Consider the following 18,733-nt stretch of genomic DNA (forward strand, 5'->3'; position numbering starts at 1 on the left):
GAGCATGGCGAAGGTCAAGACGCTGTACACCTGCACCGAATGCGGCGGGCAGGCGCCGAAGTGGCAAGGGCAGTGCCCCGCTTGCGGTGCGTGGAACACCCTTGTGGAAGGCGTGGCGGAACAGACGGGCGGCCACCGTTATCAGTCCCTCGCGAAGAGCGCACCGGTGCGGCGCCTCGCGGATATCGAGGCGTCCGACGTGCCGCGCTTCACGACCGGCGTGGGCGAGTTCGACCGCGTGCTGGGTGGCGGTCTGGTGGCGGGCGGCGTAGTGTTGATCGGCGGCGATCCGGGTATCGGCAAGTCGACCCTGCTGCTGCAGTCGCTTGCGCAGATCGCGGCGGAGCGCCGCGCGCTCTACGTGAGCGGCGAGGAGTCGGCCGCGCAGATTGCGTTGCGCGCGCAACGGCTGGCGCTGCTCGATCCCGGCTCCATGGCGAGCGAGCTGCAGCTGCTCGCCGAGATCCAGCTCGAAAAGATCCAGGCGACCATCGAGGCCGAAAAGCCCGATGTCGCGGTGATCGACTCTATCCAGACGATCTATTCCGAAGCGCTGACATCCGCGCCCGGCTCAGTCGCCCAGGTGCGCGAATGTGCCGCGCAACTCACGCGCATCGCGAAGCAATCGGGCACGGCGATCATCATGGTCGGCCACGTGACGAAAGAGGGCAATCTGGCGGGGCCGCGCGTGCTGGAGCACATCGTCGACACCGTCCTGTATTTCGAAGGCGATACGCATTCGTCGTTCCGGCTGGTACGCGCGTTCAAGAACCGCTTTGGCGCGGTCAACGAACTGGGCGTGTTCGCGATGACCGAAAAAGGTCTGCGCGGTGTCGCGAATCCCTCGGCGCTCTTTCTCTCACAGCACGAGCAGAGCGTGCCGGGTTCATGCGTGCTCGTCACCCAGGAAGGCTCGCGGCCGCTGCTCGTCGAGGTGCAGGCGCTCGTCGATACCGCACATGTGCCCAATCCGCGCCGCCTCGCGGTCGGCCTCGAGCAAAACCGGCTCGCCATGCTGCTGGCGGTGCTGCATCGTCATGCGGGCATCGCGTGTTTCGACCAGGACGTGTTCCTCAACGCCGTGGGCGGCGTGAAGATCACGGAACCGGCCGCCGACCTGGCCTTGCTGCTCGCCATTCACTCGTCGATGCGTAACAAGGCGTTGCCCAAGGGTCTAATCGTTTTTGGCGAAGTGGGGCTCGCGGGCGAGATTCGACCCTCGCCGCGGGGCCAGGAGCGTCTGAAGGAGGCTGCGAAGCTCGGTTTTTCATGCGCCCTGATTCCCCGGGCCAATGCGCCCCGGCAGCCGATCGACGGCTTGCAGGTTATTGCGGTGGAGCGCATCGAGGAGGCGATCGATCGCGTGCGCGAACTCGATTGAACGCGTCGCGCGGGTGGGAGGCTCGTACTGTCGCGTAATGATTAGTAACAACCCCTGGCTGCGCTGTAACCATTTTAGAGGTCGTTTTCCCTATCCTTGGCGCGATGTTCAATCCCGTGCCGGCGGAAAGGATAGCGACTTGAAACAGACTGATACGTCCTGCGGCGATCGATCGATCGTCGTGCGCGGCTGCCGGGTCTCCGAGCCGCTCATGCAGCCTTGGGGCAGCGGTTGCCGCATCGTCGAGTGGATCGACGGCGACGGGCGCATTTCACGCCGTGTCGTGGCGGAAGACGTGACGGCGGCGGAGGTGCGCAGCACCATCGCGCACCATGTAGAAGGCCGCAAGTACGTGATGTACGACGACGAACGCGCGCCGCGGCAAACCTTGCCGCGGCGCTAGACGAAAAATGGGCGCTGCGAGGCGCCCATTTTTCATTGTTCGTCCCACGAGCCTCAGCCCCACGGACCGTAGGTGAAGGGCTTCCCGCCTGGGGTGTCCGAGGTGTTGCCGCTTTGGCTAACGTGGCCGGCCTTCTGGCCAGCTTGCGCAGACGAAGCCGCTGGTTGCTGGCCCCCGGAGTGCAAAGGGGCCGCCTGCGCGTGTGGCGCCGCCTCCTGAGCCTGTTGCTTCGCGGCCATGTCATCCATGATGGCTTGCAGCACTTCGGCATTGAAGAGCGGATGACGCGAAGCCTCGCCCGGCGTGAGAACCGGCGAAACGCAGCAATCGATCGCTTCCAGACGGTCGATCCATGTCTGCAGTCCCTCGGATTCGATGATTGCCGCCAGCTCGCGCGTGAGCGCCGCGGCGTCCGAGCCGCCGATCGCCTGGCCTAGGCTCCAGTGCCGCTCGGCCCAGTCGTCGCGGCCGATGGCGTGGCAAAGCGTTTGCCAGAATTTCAGCTCCAATGCGCCGACGGCAAGCCATCGGCCATCCTGCGTGCGGTAGAGGTTGTAGCAGGGCACGCCGCCGTTTAGCAGGCCGCCACCGGGCTGCAGTGCCGCGGCGTCGTCGTTGGCGAGCGCGACCTGGGCGATCACGTTGTGCGCGTAGCTCGAGTGCGCCATCGAAACGTCGACGAACCGGCCGTCACCGCCGCGCGCGACATGCCAAAGCGCCGCGAGAATCTGCGTGACCGCGCTGAGCGCCCCGCCCAGCAGGTCGGCGATCTGGAAATTCGGCAGCACCGGCGCCCCGTCGCGGGTGGCGAGCTGGTCGAGCACGCCGGCATACGCGACATAGTTGATGTCGTGGCCTGGATGGCCGGCAAACGGTCCGGTCGAGCCGTAGCCCGTAATCGCACAATAGACGAGCTTGGGGTTCACCTTGCGTAATGCCTCATAGCCGACCCCGAGACGCTCCATCACACCGGGCCGAAAGCTCTCGACGAGTACGTCGGCGTCGCGCGCCAGCGCGAGCAGCACGGCGCGGCCGCTCTCGGTCTTGAGGTCGACTCGCGTCTCGCGCTTGCCGCGATTGACGAGGCGATAGAACGCGCCGGGGCGCGCAGCCACTTCGTCGACCGCGCTTTGCATCATCACGCGCGCCGCGTCGCCCGCTCCGGGCGGCTCGATTTTCAGCACGTCGGCGCCCATCTCCGCGAGGCGCAAGGTGGCCACGGGCCCGGGCAGCAGGCGGGTCAGATCCAGTACGCGAAGGCCCTGCAATGCGGCGGGTGACGACACTCGTGGCTCCTGGGCGAAAAAGTGGCGAAAAGCGGCTGGCGGCGCAACGGCTACACGATGCGCTACCCGATCTGCTCGAGTTCCTCGTGCGCGTCGAGCCATTGCGCTTCGAGCATATCGAGGCGCGACGCGACTTCTGCCTGGCGGCGAATTGCCTCGGTCAGGCGGCTCTTTTGCTCGGGCTCGTAGCTCGACGGATCGGCGACGAAAGCATCGAGCGCGCTCTTTTCGCCGTTGAGGGTATCCATTTCCTTTTCGATCTTGCTGATTTTCGCCTGCAACGGCTTTTTCAGGTGAGCGACTTTCTGGCGTTGCTCGGCTTCCTGACGGCGCTGCTCCTTGCGGTTGACGCCATCGCCCGCGTTTGAGCCATTGCCGCCGTTCCCGGCATTCGCCGTGCCGGCCGAGGCTTCCTTGAGCGCCGCGCGTTGCTCGGCCGCATGCTGGAGCAGCCAGTCGCGGTAGTCGTCGAGATCGCCGTCGAACGGCTGCAGGCGGTGCTTCGCCACCAGCATGAACTGATCGGTGGTGGCGCGCAGCAAATGCCGGTCGTGCGAGACGAGGATCAGCGTGCCTTCGAACTGCGCGAGCGCCATGGTCAGCGCGTGGCGCGTTTCGAGGTCGAGGTGGTTGGTCGGCTCGTCGAGCAGCAGCAGGTTGGGTTTCTGCCAGATGATGAGCGCGAGCGCGAGGCGCGCCTTCTCGCCCCCCGAAAACGGCGCAATGGGCGCTGTGGCCATCTCGCCCGGGAAGTTGAAGCCGCCGAGAAAGTCGCGCAGTTCCTGCTCGCGCGTGTCGGGCGCGAGGCGCGCGAGATGCCGCAGGGGCGAATCGTCGGGACGCAGGGTTTCGAGCTGATGCTGCGCGAAATAGCCGATCTGCAGGCCCTTGCCCGTGCGCAGGTCGCCTGAAAGCGGTGCGAGCGTGCCCGCGAGCGTCTTGATGAGGGTGGACTTGCCCTGGCCATTCGCGCCAAGCAGGCCGATGCGCTGGCCGTTCTGGATCGACAGGTTGACGCCCTCGACGATGGGCGTTTCCTTGCCGTCCTCGGCGCGATAGCCGCAGCGCACGTCTTCCATCACGAGCATGGGGTTGGGCGCGGAGTCGGGCGTGCGGAACTCGAATGTGAACGGCGAGCTGGCGTGCGCGGGCGCGATCAGCTCCATCTTTTCGAGCGCCTTCACGCGGCTTTGCGCCTGGCGCGCCTTGGTCGCCTTGGCCTTGAAGCGGTCGATGAAACTTTGCAGGTGCGCGACGGTTCGCTGCTGCTTCTCATAGGCGCTTTGCTGGAGCGCCAGTTGTTGCGCGCGCAGGATCTCGAACTGCGAGTAGTTGCCGCCGTAGCGTTTGACCTGCTGATTTTCGAGATGCAGCGTGACGTTGCAGACCGAGTCGAGGAATTCGCGATCGTGCGAGATCACGACGAGCGTGCCGGGATAGCGGTGCAGCCAGTCTTCCAGCCAGACGATCGCGTCCAGATCCAGGTGGTTCGTGGGTTCGTCGAGCAGCAGCAGGTCGGAGCGGCACATCAGCGCCTGCGCAAGGTTCAGGCGCATGCGCCAGCCGCCCGAGAAGCTTGCCACCGGCTGGCGCGTTTGCTCCAGCGTGAAGCCGAGGCCGAGCAGCAGTGCTTCGGCGCGCGCGGGCGCAGTGTAGCCGTCGGCGTCGGCGAACGCGCCGTGCGCTTCGGCCTCGGCGGCGCCATCGTGCGCGGCCGAGGCCGCGGCGATGCGCGCCTCGATTTCGCGCAGTGCGGCGTCGCCATCGAGCGTGTAGTCGAGCGCGGTGCGGTCGACGGCCGGCGTTTCCTGCGCCACGTGCGCGATGCGCCACGACGGCGGCAGCGAAAAGTCACCGGCGTCGGCATGCAGTTCGCCGCGCAGCACGGCGAAGAGGGTCGATTTGCCCGCGCCGTTCGCGCCGACGAGACCCGCCTTTTCGCCGGGGTTCAGCGTGAACGAGGTCTGTTCGAAAAGCGGCTTGGTGCCACGGGCAAGAGTGAATTGATTGAAGCGGATCACGACGGCGCCGGCAGGAAGAAAACGAAAGAAAGCGCTATTTTAGCCGGGTAGCGAGCCGCGCCGGCGTCGGCCGTTCGGCTAGCCGCGTGGTCGAGTGCGAATTCCACTCGTTCTCACGTAGACTGGCGCTTTTCCACGGGAGAGCCAGATGACTTCGATCTATTCGTTTTCGGCGCAACCGCTCGGCGGCGGGGAGCCGGTGAGCCTCGAACGCTATACGGGCAAGGTGCTCCTGATCGTCAACACGGCGAGCGAGTGCGGTTTCACACCCCAGTACGCCGGCCTGCAGAAGCTGTACGAGCAATATGCCGCGCGCGGGCTCGCGGTGCTCGGCTTCCCGTGCAACCAGTTCGGCAAGCAGGAGCCCGGCGACGCCGCGCAGATCGGCGGTTTCTGCGAGAAGAACTACGGTGTCACGTTCCCGATGTTCGAGAAGATCGACGTGAACGGAGCGAATGCGCACCCGCTCTATCGCTGGCTCACGAGCGAGGCGCCGGGTCTTCTCGGGCTCGAAGGCATCAAGTGGAATTTCACGAAATTCCTCGTCGACCGTACCGGCAACGTGGTCAAGCGCTATGCTCCGGTCACGAAACCCGAGGCCATCGCAGTCGACATCGAAAAGCAGCTCTGAGCGCGCGGGGTGCCTGGCGCCACGCTAGAGGATCGGCGCGAATAGCCGCGCGAGATGCATGGTGATCTTGCGCCAGGCGGGCGCGTCGCGGTACTCGCTGCGGTCGATTTCGAACGTCTCGTCGAAGTCGCGCAGCAGCATCGCCTCGACTTCAGCGGCGAAGCCGCGATGCACGGTCAGCACCATGATCTCGAAGTTCAGGCGGAACGACCGGTTGTCCAGATTCGCGCTGCCGATAGCGGCGGCCACGTCGTCGATCAGCACGACCTTCTGGTGCAGGAAGCCCGGCTTGTAGCGGAAAATGCGGATGCCCGCGCGCACCGCATCGTAGGCATACAGCATCGAAGCCTCGAACACCACGTAATGGTCGCGCCGGCTCGGGATCATGATGCGCACGTCCACGCCGCGCAGCACCGCGAGGCGCAGCGCCGCGAGCACGGCTTCGTCGGGCACGAGGTACGGCGTCGTGATCCATACGCGTTGCTTCGCTGCGTTGATCGCCTCGACGAAGAAGAGCGAGCAGGTCTCCTGTCGGTCGGCCGGACCCGTTGGCAAGACGAGGCAGTGCATGTCGTCGCCGTCCCGCGGTGCGACCGTCGGCGGTTCGCAGCCGGGGAGCTGCTGGGTGGCCCAGTACCAGTCCTCCGTGAACGCGAACTGGACGTTCGCGACAGCCGGCCCGCGCAGTTCGATGTGCGTGTCGCGCCAGGGCGAGAGGCGTGGATTCGCACCGAGGTATTCGATGCCCACGTTGTGGCCGCCGACGAATGCGTGCTGGCCGTCCACCACGACGATCTTGCGGTGGTTGCGGAAGTTGAGCTGGAAGCGGTTGACGAAATGGCGCTTCGCGGAGAACGGATGGACTTCCACGCCGGCGTCCAGCAGCGCGCGCACGTAGCTGGAAGGCAGGTCGAAAGAGCCGATGCTGTCGTAGAGAAAGTACACACGCACGCCGCGTTTCGCGCAATGGACCAGCACGTCCTTGAGCATGTCGCCGAGCGCGTCGGCGCGCACGATGAAGAATTGCACGATCACGTAATGCCGGGCACGTTCGATCGCATCGAAGATGGCGGTGAAGGTCGCCTCTCCGTTCACGAGCGTGCGCACCGCGTTGCCGGGCACGAGCGGCATGCCGCCCAGGCGCGCGAACGTGCAGATCACGCGCGCACCCAGCTCGTCGGCCGACCATTCGCCGGCGCTGACGAGCTTGTCCCAATCGGGCGCGTGGGCCCGCGTGCGCAAGGTTTCATTGCGCAGTCGCCTTGCGTCGGCGTAGCCCGCGAACTTGCTGCGGCCGAGAAAGAGATACGGGATGAGCGTGAGGTAGGGCATCGCCGCGAGCGAGACGGCCCAGGCGATCGCACCCTGCGAGGTGCGTGTGTTCAGGATGGCGTGGCATGCCGCGACCAGCCCCAGCAAGTGGATGATCGCGAGCAGCGTGCCGAGGTGTGACCAGTCGAATGGCATAGATGCGTGGGACGCTCCCAGGGCCTGCGGCGCTGCCGGCCAGGCATGGCCGGAGGGGTCAATCTTACCGAACCCGCTGCGACGGCGGCTATCGTCCCAATCCTGCGCGCGACGAGACACGGCGCACAGGCGCCGCGTCTCATTCGCACATGACGGTCAGACCGGCAAGTCGCAGGCCTGAATCAGGAAAACCTGATCGTCACCGGCGCTCGTCGAGAGCCACACGAGATCAAGGCCGCCAAACGCGGCTTCGACGTGCTCGCGCTCGTTGCCGATCTCGACGACCAGCACGCCGTCGTCGGTGAGCCAGTTGCGCGCATCCTTGATGATGCGGCGCACGATGTCCATGCCATCCGCACCGCCCGCGAGCGCCATTTCCGGCTCGTGCTGGTATTCGGGGGGCAACGCCTTCATCGAAGCGGCGTTGACGTACGGCGGGTTCGTGATGATCACGTCGTAGCGGCGCTCGGGCAGCGGTGCGTAGAGATCGCCTTCGAAGAGTGCGATACGCTCGTCCAGACCATGCTCGTGCACGTTGCGATGCGCGACTTCGAGTGCGGGCGCGGAGAGATCGACGGCGTCGATGTCGGCGTTCGGGAACGCGTGCGCCGCGAGAATCGCGAGGCTCGCGGAGCCCGTGCACAGCTCCAGCACTGCGCTCACCTGCTCGGGATCTTCCACATACGGCTGCAGGCCGTCTTCGAGCAGCTCGCCGATGAACGAGCGCGGCACGATCACGCGCTCATCCACGTAGAAGCGCAGGCCGTGCATCCACGCTTCGTGCGTGATGTAGGCGGCCGGCACGCGCTCGGTCGCGCGGCGCTCGATCACGCCTAGCACCTGGTCGACTTCCTCGGTCGTCAGGCGCGCGTCGAGAAACGGGTCGAGCAGGTCGAGCGGCAAATGCAGCGTGTGCAGGATCAGGTACGCGGCTTCGTCGTAGGCATTGCTCGAGCCGTGACCGAACGCGAGCTGCGCGGCCGAAAAGCGCGAGACGCCATAGCGCAGCAGGTCGCGCACGGTGGCAAAGGTGTTGGCTAGCGGATGAGGCATGTTATGGTCTCCAGAGCGTATTCAGGCAATCAGCTGTTCGAGCACGCGGCGGTACACGTTCTTGAGTGGATCGATGAATTTCACTTCGATATGCTCATCGATCTTGTGGATGCTGGCGTTGGGCGGGCCGAATTCGACCACCTGCTCGCACATGCGCGCGATGAAGCGGCCATCCGACGTGCCGCCCGTGGTCGAAAGCTCCGTGCTCACGCCGGTTTCGTCGTGAATCGCCTTCTCGAGCGCGTTCGAGAGCGCGCCACGCGGGGTGAGGAAGGGCAGGCCGCTCACGCTCCAGTGCAGGTCATACTCGAGGCCATGCTTGTCGAGGATCGCGTGCACGCGCTGTTGCAGGCCTTCCACGGTGCTCGCGGTCGAGAAGCGGAAGTTGAACATCACTTCGGCGTGGCCCGGAATCACGTTGCTCGCGCCCGTGCCGCTGTGGAGGTTCGACACCTGCCACGTGGTGGGGGGGAAATATTCGTTGCCGTCGTCCCACTTTTCGGCAACGAGTTCGGCGAGCGCAGGAGCGAGCAGATGGACCGGGTTCTTCGCGAGATGCGGATAGGCGATATGGCCTTGCACGCCCTTCACGACGAGCTTGCCCGACATCGAGCCGCGGCGGCCGTTCTTCACGCAGTCGCCGAGCGTATGCGTCGAAGTGGGCTCGCCCACGATGCAGTAATCCATCTTCTCGCCGCGCGCCTGCAGCGCCTCGACGACCTTCACGGTGCCGTCCGTGGCCGGACCTTCCTCGTCGCTCGTGATGAGAAAGGCGATCGCGCCGCGATGCTGCGGGTGCGCCGCCACGAACTCTTCGCTCGCCACCACGAAGGCCGCGAGCGAGGTCTTCATGTCGGCGGCGCCGCGGCCGTAGAGCACGCCGTCGCGGTGCGAGGGCTGGAACGGCGGCGAGCTCCATTGCTCGATGGGGCCGGTCGGCACGACGTCGGTGTGGCCTGCGAAGGCGAGCAGCGGGCCTTGCATGCCCGACGTGCCGCGCTTGACGGCCCACAGGTTCGTCACGCCGTTGGATTCGATGGTTTCGCATGCGAAGCCGAGCGCACCGAGGCGTTCGGTCATGATGCGCTGGCAGTGCTGGTCGTCGGGCGTGACGGACGCGCGCGCGATCAGGGCTTCGGTGAGGGCGAGGGTGGCGGACATAGGGAGACCACTTTCAATAAAAATGCCGGCGCCGCTGATGGAGCAGGGGCCGGCAACAACTTGTCATGACTGCGCGCACGCGCGGAGGCGCACCGGTCAGAAGCGAAAATCAGGCGAACAGCTCCGCATACTGGTCGGCGGAAAAACCGAGTGTCTTCACGCGGCCGTTCACCACGACCACGGGCCGCTTGATGATCGACGGCTTGTGGATCATCAGCGCGATCGCGCCAGCGGTCGTGTCGGCCTCGGCCTTGTGCACGTCCGACAGGCCGCGCCAGGTCGTGCCGCGCTTGTTGATGAGTTGATCCAGCGGCACGTCCTTGAGCCAGTCCTGCACCAGCGCATTCGACACCCCCGCCTTCTTGAAGTCGTGGAACTCGAACTCGACGCCGTGCTCTTCGAGCCACACGCGGGCCTTCTTCACGGTGTCGCAGTTCGGAATGCCGTAGACGACGGTCGTGGCGGCCTTCGCCATCAGTCGCCTCGCAGCAGTTCGTTCAGGCCGACCTTGGCGCGCGTCTTCGCGTCGACCTTCTTGACGATCACGGCGCAGTAGAGGCTATGCGTGCCGTCCTTCGAAGGCAGATTGCCCGCGACCACGACCGAGCCCGCCGGAATACGGCCGTACGAAATCTCGCCGGTTTCGCGGTCGTAAATCTTGGTCGACTGGCCGAGATAGACGCCCATCGAGATCACCGAGTTCTCCTCGACGATCACGCCTTCCACGACTTCCGAGCGCGCACCGATGAAGCAGTTGTCTTCGATGATGACCGGATTGGCCTGCAGCGGCTCCAGCACGCCGCCGATGCCCACGCCGCCCGAGAGGTGCACGTTCTTGCCGATCTGCGCGCACGAACCGACGGTCGCCCACGTGTCGACCATCGTGCCTTCATCTACGTAGGCGCCGATGTTGGTGTACGAGGGCATCAGCACGACGTTCTTCGCGATGAACGAGCCGCGGCGCGCGATGGCCGGCGGCACGACGCGAAAGCCACCCGCGGCGAAGTCCTCAGCCGTGTAGCTGGCGAACTTCGAGGGCACCTTGTCGTAGAACTGGCTGTAGCCGCCCGCCGGCATCGGCACGTTGTCTTCGAGGCGGAACGACAGCAGCACGGCCTTCTTCACCCACTGGTTGACGACCCAGTCGCCGTCCTTCTTTTCGGCGCAGCGCAGCGTGCCTTTGTCCAGCTCGGCGATGACGTGGGCGACGGCTTCACGCACGTCGTTCGGGGCTGCCTTGGGCGAGAAGTCGGCGCGGTTTTCCCAGGCGGTGTCGATGGTCTGCTGAAGTTGTTGCGACATGGTGGTGATTTCGTGAGATGGATGGTTGAAAGCGGCGTTGCGCGCAACGGGGCGCTGGACCCCGGCGCGCAGGGGAAGGCTTTACGGTTTGAGCGAGCGGCAGAACTCGACGATGCGCTGCGCGCCCTCGATGCACTCCTCGACGTCGGCGACGAGCGCCATGCGGACGAAGTCTTTGCCCGGATTCGTGCCATGCGCCTCGCGCGCGAGGAACGAGCCGGGCAGAACCGTCACATTATAGTCGGCGTAGAGGCGCTGGGCGAACGCGGTGTCCGACAGGCCGGTGCTCGCGACGTTGACCCAGAGGTAGAAGGCGGCGTCGGGCAGCTTGACGTCGAGCACGGCGGCGAGCATGGGGGTCACCGTCGAGAACTTCTGTACGTACTTCGCGCGGTTCTCGCGCACGTGCGCCTCGTCGCCCCAGGCGGCGATGCTGGCGGACTGCCAGACGGGCGACATGGCCGAGCCGTGGTAGGTGCGGTACAGCAGGAACTGCTTGAGGATGGCGGCGTCGCCGGCGACGAAGCCCGAGCGCATGCCCGGCGCGTTCGAGCGCTTGGAGAGGCTCGACAGCATGACGAGGCGCTCGAAGCCGCGGCCCAGCTTGTGCGCCGCCTCGAGGCCGCCGAGCGGCGGGTTCGCTTCGTCGAAGTAGATCTCCGAGTAGCACTCGTCGGAGGCGATCACGAAGCCGTAGCGGTCCGAGAGCGCAAAGAGCTCGCGCCAGTCGTCGAGCGTGATCACGGCGCCCGTGGGGTTGCCCGGCGAGCACACGTAGAGCAGTTGCGTGCGTGCCCAGACGGCTTCCGGAACCTGCGAATAGTCGCAGGCGAAGTTGCGGGCCGGATCGCTGTTCACGAAGTAGGGCTCGCCGCCGCCCAGCAGCGCGGCGCCTTCGTAGATCTGGTAGAAAGGGTTCGGGCAGAGTACGATCGCCCGCTTCGCCGGGTCTTTCACGCCCGCCGTCGGGTCGATCACGGCCTGCGCAAGCGCGAACAGCGCCTCGCGCGAACCCGAGACGGGCAGGATCTGCGTGTTTGCGTCGATGGCCGGTAGCCCGTAGCGCGCCTTCACCCAGTTTGCAATCGACTCGCGCAGCGCGGGCGTACCCGCCGTGGCAGGGTACGACGAAAGGCCGTCGAGCGACGCGACGATGGCGTCGCGGATCAGTGCCGGCGTCGGGTGTTTCGGCTCGCCGATTCCAAAGCTGATGTGGCGCAGGCCGGCGTTCGGCGTGACCTCCTTGAAGAGCACGCGCAGCTTTTCGAAGGGATAGGACTGAAGGGTGTCGAGTAGCGGATTCACTTGGGCGGCGGACTGGCGTGGGTAAAAGACGGAAGGCGCGGCGCGCGGGATTGACAGCTTGTGCGAGCCCGCTGCGGGCTCGTAGTTTGCCCGCCTTTTGCCCGCTGTTTGTCCGCTTTTGCCGCTTTTGCCGCTAGCCCGATGGGCCGGGCCGAGCGAAAAATACGGCAGCGCGGCTTTGCGTCTGCAAGCGGTGGATTATAGCGTGGCGCTGATGCGGCTGCGGGCGCCGGCCCGATCGCGCTCCGGTGCCGCCATCGATGCCGGGCGGACAGACAAAAGGAAAAACATGGGATTTTCGAGTAGCGACGCAGGTGCCGCCAACGCCCGGTCGAGCCAAGGGAAGCGCGAGCGATGAGTCAGAGCACAGGCCTGCGCGCCGCCTGGCCGACCCTCGCCATCATGGTCGGCGCATCCGTATGGGGTTTTGTCTGGTATCCGCTGCGCATGCTGGCGGCGTTCGGGTTGACCGGCACGGCCGCGAGCGCGGCGACGAGCGCAGCGGGCTGCGCCTTCGTGCTCGTGTTGCGCTGGCGTTCGCTCGCGACCGTGCGCTGGCATTGGGTGCTGCCATTGCTCGGCCTTGCCGCGGGCGTGACCAATGTCGGGTTCGTGTGGGGCGCGATCCACGGCGAAGTGATGCGCGTGCTGCTGCTCTTTTATCTGACCCCGGCGTGGACGGCGCTCTTCGCGCACTTCATCCTGCACGAGCGTCTCACGTGGGCGGGTGGCGCGCTCGGCGCGCTCTCGTTGCTGGGTGCCGTGTTGATGCTCTGGTCGCCGCAACTGGGTGTGCCGCTGCCTGCCAACGCCGCCGAATGGGCCGGTCTCATCGGCGGGATGGGGTTCGCGATGAGCAACGTGCTGGTCGTGAAGACGAGCCGCGTGCTTCCGCACATGAAGCCGGAGATGCGCACGGCCGTGATCTTCGCGGGCGCGGCGCTGCTCGGCGCACTGACCTCTTGCTTCGAGCCGATGGCGGCGGTTCCGGCAGGCGAGCATCTCGCGCGTGTCGTGCTGCTGGTGCTGGCGCTCGGCGTCGTGCTCGGCAGCAACAACATGCTCGTTCAATACGGGCTAGCCCGCGTGCCGGCAAACCGCGCCTCGATCATCATGCTGTTCGAGATCGTCGTGACGGCGCTCTCGTCGTGGCTCTTCGCCGGCGAGACTCCGGGTCCACGCGAATGGGCGGGCGGCGCCTGCATCGTGCTGGCCTCGCTGCTCTCGAGCTGGCTGCACCGCGCGCAGGACGCGCGCAAGCGCGGCGCGCACGCGAGCGCCGACGCAAGCGTCATGACCCACGCGGACGCGAGCCGTACCGACTAAGCGGACGGCAACGGGGATGACACCGGCAAGGGCGCCGGGAGCAATGGCGTCAACGGTGGCTGCGGCGACGAGGGCGGTGACAACAGCGGTAACAACGGCGGTGGCAACGGCCGCAATAGCAGCGGCGGCTCGGCCCAGGGCCTTCCCGCGCGCGGAATGGCGCGCGTGCGATGGTATGATTGCCGCTGATTCCCGCCGACCGCTCGCGCGCAAGCGCGTTCGCGCGGCGAGCCGTGGCGGCTGCCCTGAGCGTGTACCGCCGTGCGATCGATACCGGATTGGCGGCGGCGCGCGGCGAGCGGCACGGGCGGTCCCGTTCACCACTATTCAAACAGCGATATCGCCGTGCGTCTGACCTCGATTAAACTCGCTGGCTTCAAATCATTCGTCGATCCCACGCATTTCCAGGTTCCGGGCCAACTCGTCGGGGTGGTCGGGCCGAACGGCTGTGGGAAATCCAACATCATCGACGCGGTGCGCTGGGTGCTCGGAGAATCCCGTGCGTCCGAGTTGCGCGGCGAGTCGATGCAGGACGTCATCTTCAACGGGTCCACGGCGCGCAAGCCGGGTAGCCGCGCGAGCGTCGAACTGGTGTTCGACAACGCAGACGGACGCGCGGCCGGCCAGTGGGGCCAGTATGCCGAGATTGCCGTGAAGCGCGTGCTGACGCGCGATGGCACATCGAGCTACTACATCAACAACCTGCCGGCGCGCCGGCGCGACATCCAGGACATATTCCTCGGCACGGGCCTCGGTCCGCGCGCCTACGCGATCATCGGGCAGGGCATGATCGCCCGCATCATCGAGGCGAAGCCCGAAGAGCTGCGCGTATTCCTCGAAGAAGCCGCCGGTGTTTCGAAGTACAAGGAACGCCGCCGCGAGACTGAGAACCGCCTGCACGATACGCGCGAGAACCTCACGCGCGTGGAGGACATCGTGCGCGAGCTGTCCACGAACCTCGAAAAGCTCGAGGGCCAGGCGGTTGTCGCCACGAAGTTTCGCGAACTGCAGTCCGAGGGCGAGGAGAAGCAGCGCCTCCTTTGGCTCTTGCGCAAAAACGAGGCGGCGGGCGAGCAACAGCGCCAGCAGCGCGCGATCGAGCAGGCGCAGATCGACCTCGAGCGCCACACCGCGCAGTTGCGCGAAGTCGAAGCGCAGCTCGAGACGCTGCGCGTCGCCCACTACTCGGCAAGCGACGCCATGCAGGGCGCACAGGGTGCGCTCTATGAAGCGAACGCCGAAGTGAGCCGTCTCGAAGCCGAGATCAAGTTCATTGTCGAGTCGCGCAACCGCGCGCAGGCGCAAATCGCCGCACTCACTGCGCAGCGCGAGCAATGGCAGGTGCAGGCGCAGAAGGCGCAGGACGACATCGAGGACGCCGAAGAGCAACTGGCGATCGCCGAAGAAAAGGCGGCACTCGCCGAGGAAGAGGCGGCGGCAAAACAGGAATCGCTGCCCGCGCTCGAGAACCGCTGGCGCGATGCGCAGGCGCAACTGAACGACGAGCGCGCGGGCATCGCGCGCACCGAGCAGGCCATCAAGCTCGAAGCGGCACACCAGCGCAACGCCGACCAGATGCTCCAGCAGCTTCAGCAACGCCATGAGCGCCTGAAGTCGGAGGAAGGCGGACTCGACGCGCCCGACGAAGCCCAGCTCGAAGAGCTGCGCATGCAGCTGGCCGAGCAGGAAGAGATCCTTCACGAGGCGCAGGCGCGACTTGCCGATGCGCAGGAAACCGTGCCGCGCCTCGACGCGCAACGCCGTGCGGCTCACGAGCGCGTCCAGGCGGAAAACGCGCAGATCCACCAGATCGAAGCCCGGCTTGCCGCCCTCAAGCAACTGCAGGAGAACGTGCAGACCGAGGGCAAGATCCAGCCGTGGCTCGAACGTCACGAACTGGGTGCGCTGCCGAGGCTGTGGAAGAAGCTGCATGTCGAAGCGGGGTGGGAGACGGCGCTCGAAGCCGTGCTGCGCGAGCGGCTTGCCGCGCTCGAAGTGTCCAACCTCGACTGGGTGAAGGCGTTCGCGAGCGACGCGCCGCCCGCGAAGCTCGCGTTCTATTCGCCGCCCGTTGCGGGGCAGGCGAGCGCTGCGCCCGCGGGCCTCACGCCGTTGCTCTCGCTCGTGCGTATCGACGATGCAGGGCTGCGCGCGGTGCTCACCGAATGGCTCGGCTCGACCTACGTTGCCAGCGATCTGACCGAGGCGCTCGCCCAGCGCGCGCAATTGCCGGGCGGCGGCGCGTTCGTCGTGAAGGCCGGCCATATGGTGACGCGCGTGGGCGTTCAGCTCTACGCTGCCGATACCGAGCAGGCTGGCATGCTCGCGCGTCAGCAGGAAATCGAGAATCTGGAGCGCCAGTTGCGCGCCCAGGCGCTGCTTGCGGACGAGGCGCGCACGGCCGTCGTGCGCGCGGAGGCGGCACACACGCAGGCCGCCCAGGTGCTCACGGAAATGCGTCAGCAGGCCGAGCGCGCGACCCAGCGCGTGCACGCGCTGCAGATGGACGTCCTGAAGCTGACCCAGGCGCATGAGCGCTATACGGCGCGCAGCACGCAGATTCGCGAGGAGCTCGGCGAAATTCGCGCGCAGATCGAAGAGCAGCGCGCGCTGCGCGCGGAGTCGGAAGCGAACTTCGAGCGCCACGACGCCGAGCTTGCCGAACTGCAGGCCCGCTTCGAGGACAACCAGCTCGCTTTCGAAGCACTCGACGAGGAACTGGGCGCGGCGCGCAACGAGGCGCGCGACCTCGAACGCGCTGCCGCGGACGCGCGCTTTGCGGCGCGCAACATGGCTAACCGCATCGAGGAACTGCGGCGCAACATTCAGGTCGCGCACGACCAGAGCGAGCGCGTGGCCGGCTCGCTCGAAGACGCGCGTGCCGAGCTGGAAACGATCAACCAGCAGACCGCGCACACGGGTTTGCAGGACGCGCTGGAAATTCGCGCACAGAAGGAAGACACGTTGCGCGCCGCACGCGCGGAACTCGACGACCTGAGCGCGAAGCTGCGGGCCGCCGACGAAACCCGCCTCGTCGCCGAACGCGCGCTGCAGCCGCTGCGCGAGCGCATCACCGAGCTTCAGCTCAAGGAGCAGGCGGCGCGCCTGAACGGCGAGCAGTTCGTCGAGCAACTGCAGGCGGCGGGCGTGGATGAAGCCGCGCTGCAGGAGAAGCTCACGGCGGACATGAAGCCGTCGTATCTGCAAGGCGAAGTCACGCGCATCAACAACGCCATAGCGGCGCTTGGGCCCGTCAATATGGCGGCGCTCGACGAACTGGCCGCGGCGAAGGAGCGCAAGACCTTCCTCGACGCCCAGTCGGCCGACCTCACGAGCGCGATCGAAACGCTCGAAGACGCGATCCGCAAGATCGATCAGGAAACGCGCACGCTGCTGCAGGGCACGTTCGACGAAGTGAACCGTCATTTCGGCGAGCTGTTCCCGCGGCTCTTCGGCGGTGGCCAGGCGAGGCTCATCATGACTGGCGACGAGATACTCGACGCCGGCGTGCAGGTGATGGCGCAGCCGCCCGGCAAGAAGAACTCGACGATTCACCTGCTTTCCGGCGGCGAGAAAGCGCTCACGGCCACGGCCCTCGTGTTCGCGATGTTCCAGCTCAACCCTGCGCCGTTCTGTCTGCTCGACGAAGTGGACGCGCCGCTCGACGACGCGAACACCGAGCGCTTCGCGAACCTTGTTCGCGCGATGTCGGACAAAACACAGTTCCTGTTCATTTCGCACAACAAGATCGCCATGGAGATGGCGCAGCAGCTCATCGGCGTGACGATGCAGGAGCAGGGCGTTTCGCGCATCGTCGCGGTCGACATGGAAACGGCGGCTGGTTTCGCCCAGAATACGATCTAATCGATTTTTACGGTCTAACGGTCGGCGCGCGCCGCGCAGCCGGCGGCGCCGTTGCTCAGGCAGCCGCCGCGCGTGACGCGAGCGCCACGGTAACGGCGCGCACCGTGTGTGCGCCGTCGAAAAAGAATTGCTGATGGAGCATGCATGGACGAGTTGACTCTCGGATTGATCGGCGCGGGCGCCGTGGTAGTCGGGGGCGTGGTGGTCTATAACGCGTGGCAGGGTGCCAGGGTGCGCCGGCGCATGCCGCGACCGATGCCGGAAGAGGCGGTCGAGTCGGCGCAACGCGACGAGTTCCCGGAGCCGAGCCCGTTCATCGAGCCAGCACACACGCCGTCGCGGCGTGAGCCGTCGCTCGCGGGCGGCATGGAAGGCGGGCGCATGGAGCCGGGTTTTGCCAGTGCGGCTCCGCTCGACACGCCGGCCGACATCCAGGCGGAATCCACGACGCCGAATGGTTTCCAGGAAGACGAAACGGCGGCGAACGAGCGCGGCGAAGCAGCGCCGGCCGCGAGCGCCGCTGCCCCGGAATCCGCGAAGGAAAACGCCGACGAAGCCGAACGCATCGAGCCCGTCATGCCGGCCGCCACCACGATTTCCTCCGCGCCGCCTGCTGTCGTCGACCGCCGTATCGACTGCATCGTGCCGATCCGGCTCGGCGCGCCCGTGGCGGGCGAGCGCGTGATTCCGTCCGCGCAGCGTTTGCGCCGCGCGGGCAGCAAGCCCGTTCATATCGAAGGCAAGCCCGAGGGCGGCGACAGCTGGGAATTGCTGCAAAACGGCGTGCGCTACGAGGAACTGCGTGCGGCCGCGCAGCTCGCGAACCGTAACGGCCCGCTCAACGAGCTCGAATTCTCGGAGTTCGTGACGGGTGTGCAGCAGTTCGCCGACGCGCTCGACGCCGCGCCCGAGTTCCCCGACATGATGGAGACAGTCGCGATGGCGCGCGAGCTCGACGGCTTCGCGGCCCAATGCGATGCGCAGCTTTCCATCAACGTGATGTCGGACGGCGCGCCGTGGTCGGCGAACTACGTGCAGGCCGTCGCCGCGCAGGACGGCCTCCTGCTTTCGCGCGACGGCACGCGCTTCGTGAAGCTCGACGCGAAGCAGAGCCCGGTTTTCATGCTGCAGTTCGGCGACACCAACTTCCTGCGCGACGACCTCACGTACAAGGGCGGCGAGTTGATTACGCTGATCCTCGATGTGCCGGTCGCCGACGAGGACATCCTGCCATTTCGCCTGATGTGCGATTACGCGAAGTCGCTTGCCGAGCGCATCGGCGGGCGCGTGGTCGATGACCAGCGCCGGCCGCTTCCGGAAACGGTGCTGCAGTCCATCGACAAGCAGCTCATGACGCTCTACGCAAAGCTCGAGCAAGCAGGCATTCCGGCAGGGTCGCCGGCCACGCGACGGCTGTTCAGCCAGTAACGCGGACCGCCAGCGATCGGCCGCCAGAGAAGGCGCGGCGCCGTAATGGCGCCGCGCCTTTTTTGCGCGCCGGCGAGACGGCATGGGCGGCGCGCAAAAAAGGCG

At 66.3% G+C, this 18,733-nt stretch carries 14 protein-coding genes; 6 read left to right on the forward strand and 8 right to left on the reverse strand.

Annotated elements, in window-relative coordinates; genetic code table 11:
- The first annotated feature begins 4 nt into the window (after positions 1–4).
- Positions 5–1,381: a DNA repair protein RadA gene (radA, locus tag VSR34_RS34515; protein WP_028211395.1), complete on the forward strand. Its 1,377-nt coding sequence runs from the start codon at positions 5–7 to the stop codon at positions 1,379–1,381.
- A gap of 139 nt (positions 1,382–1,520) precedes the next feature.
- On the forward strand, positions 1,521–1,784 hold the full coding sequence (locus tag VSR34_RS34520; RefSeq protein WP_028211396.1) for a DUF2866 domain-containing protein: 264 nt from the start codon (positions 1,521–1,523) through the stop codon (positions 1,782–1,784).
- A gap of 53 nt (positions 1,785–1,837) precedes the next feature.
- Here VSR34_RS34520 and VSR34_RS34525 read toward each other — a convergent pair whose 3' ends face one another.
- Positions 1,838–3,052, reverse strand: a complete 1,215-nt coding sequence (locus VSR34_RS34525; RefSeq protein ID WP_342964783.1) for a CaiB/BaiF CoA-transferase family protein — start codon at positions 3,050–3,052, stop codon at positions 1,838–1,840.
- A gap of 80 nt (positions 3,053–3,132) precedes the next feature.
- Positions 3,133–5,091, reverse strand: a complete 1,959-nt coding sequence (locus VSR34_RS34530) for an ATP-binding cassette domain-containing protein (protein WP_342964781.1) — start codon at positions 5,089–5,091, stop codon at positions 3,133–3,135.
- Between the two features lie 148 nt (positions 5,092–5,239).
- On the opposite strand from VSR34_RS34530, the gene VSR34_RS34535 reads away from it, so the two are divergent.
- The gene (locus VSR34_RS34535) at positions 5,240–5,722 is read left to right on the forward strand and encodes a glutathione peroxidase (RefSeq protein WP_028211398.1); all 483 of its coding nucleotides are present in this window, start codon (positions 5,240–5,242) and stop codon (positions 5,720–5,722) included.
- A gap of 24 nt (positions 5,723–5,746) precedes the next feature.
- Here VSR34_RS34535 and cls read toward each other — a convergent pair whose 3' ends face one another.
- The 6 genes from cls to dapC all read right to left on the reverse strand — a co-directional run bounded on the left by cls (position 5,747) and on the right by dapC (position 12,010).
- Positions 5,747–7,189, reverse strand: a complete 1,443-nt coding sequence (cls, locus tag VSR34_RS34540) for a cardiolipin synthase (RefSeq protein ID WP_342964782.1) — start codon at positions 7,187–7,189, stop codon at positions 5,747–5,749.
- 156 nt (positions 7,190–7,345) lie between these two features.
- The gene (prmB, locus tag VSR34_RS34545) at positions 7,346–8,242 is read right to left on the reverse strand and encodes a 50S ribosomal protein L3 N(5)-glutamine methyltransferase (protein ID WP_028211400.1); all 897 of its coding nucleotides are present in this window, start codon (positions 8,240–8,242) and stop codon (positions 7,346–7,348) included.
- A 21-nt stretch (positions 8,243–8,263) separates the two neighbouring features.
- Positions 8,264–9,403: a succinyl-diaminopimelate desuccinylase gene (gene dapE / locus VSR34_RS34550; RefSeq protein ID WP_028231868.1), complete on the reverse strand. Its 1,140-nt coding sequence runs from the start codon at positions 9,401–9,403 to the stop codon at positions 8,264–8,266.
- Positions 9,404–9,512: 109 nt separating this feature from the next.
- Positions 9,513–9,878 carry an ArsC family reductase gene (locus VSR34_RS34555; RefSeq protein WP_028211402.1) on the reverse strand — a complete coding sequence of 122 codons (366 nt, stop codon included), beginning with the start codon at positions 9,876–9,878 and terminating at the stop codon, positions 9,513–9,515.
- The gene (gene dapD / locus VSR34_RS34560) at positions 9,878–10,705 is read right to left on the reverse strand and encodes a 2,3,4,5-tetrahydropyridine-2,6-dicarboxylate N-succinyltransferase (protein WP_028211403.1); all 828 of its coding nucleotides are present in this window, start codon (positions 10,703–10,705) and stop codon (positions 9,878–9,880) included. Before dapD ends, VSR34_RS34555 begins: the two co-directional genes overlap by 1 nt.
- Positions 10,706–10,786: 81 nt before the next feature.
- On the reverse strand, positions 10,787–12,010 hold the full coding sequence (gene dapC, locus VSR34_RS34565) for a succinyldiaminopimelate transaminase (RefSeq protein WP_028211404.1): 1,224 nt from the start codon (positions 12,008–12,010) through the stop codon (positions 10,787–10,789).
- 354 nt (positions 12,011–12,364) lie between these two features.
- Between dapC and VSR34_RS34570 the strand changes: the two genes are divergently transcribed.
- From VSR34_RS34570 to VSR34_RS34580, 3 genes are all read left to right on the forward strand, one after another.
- Positions 12,365–13,336, forward strand: a complete 972-nt coding sequence (locus VSR34_RS34570; protein ID WP_042290980.1) for a DMT family transporter — start codon at positions 12,365–12,367, stop codon at positions 13,334–13,336.
- Positions 13,337–13,681: 345 nt separating this feature from the next.
- Positions 13,682–17,200 carry a chromosome segregation protein SMC gene (gene smc / locus VSR34_RS34575; protein WP_028211405.1) on the forward strand — a complete coding sequence of 1,173 codons (3,519 nt, stop codon included), beginning with the start codon at positions 13,682–13,684 and terminating at the stop codon, positions 17,198–17,200.
- A 144-nt stretch (positions 17,201–17,344) separates the two neighbouring features.
- On the forward strand, positions 17,345–18,628 hold the full coding sequence (locus tag VSR34_RS34580; protein WP_028211406.1) for a cell division protein ZipA C-terminal FtsZ-binding domain-containing protein: 1,284 nt from the start codon (positions 17,345–17,347) through the stop codon (positions 18,626–18,628).
- Positions 18,629–18,733 lie beyond the last annotated feature (105 nt).

Origin of the sequence: Paraburkholderia sp. JHI2823, assembly GCF_038900695.1 — a bacterium.
GTDB lineage: Bacteria > Pseudomonadota > Gammaproteobacteria > Burkholderiales > Burkholderiaceae > Paraburkholderia > Paraburkholderia mimosarum.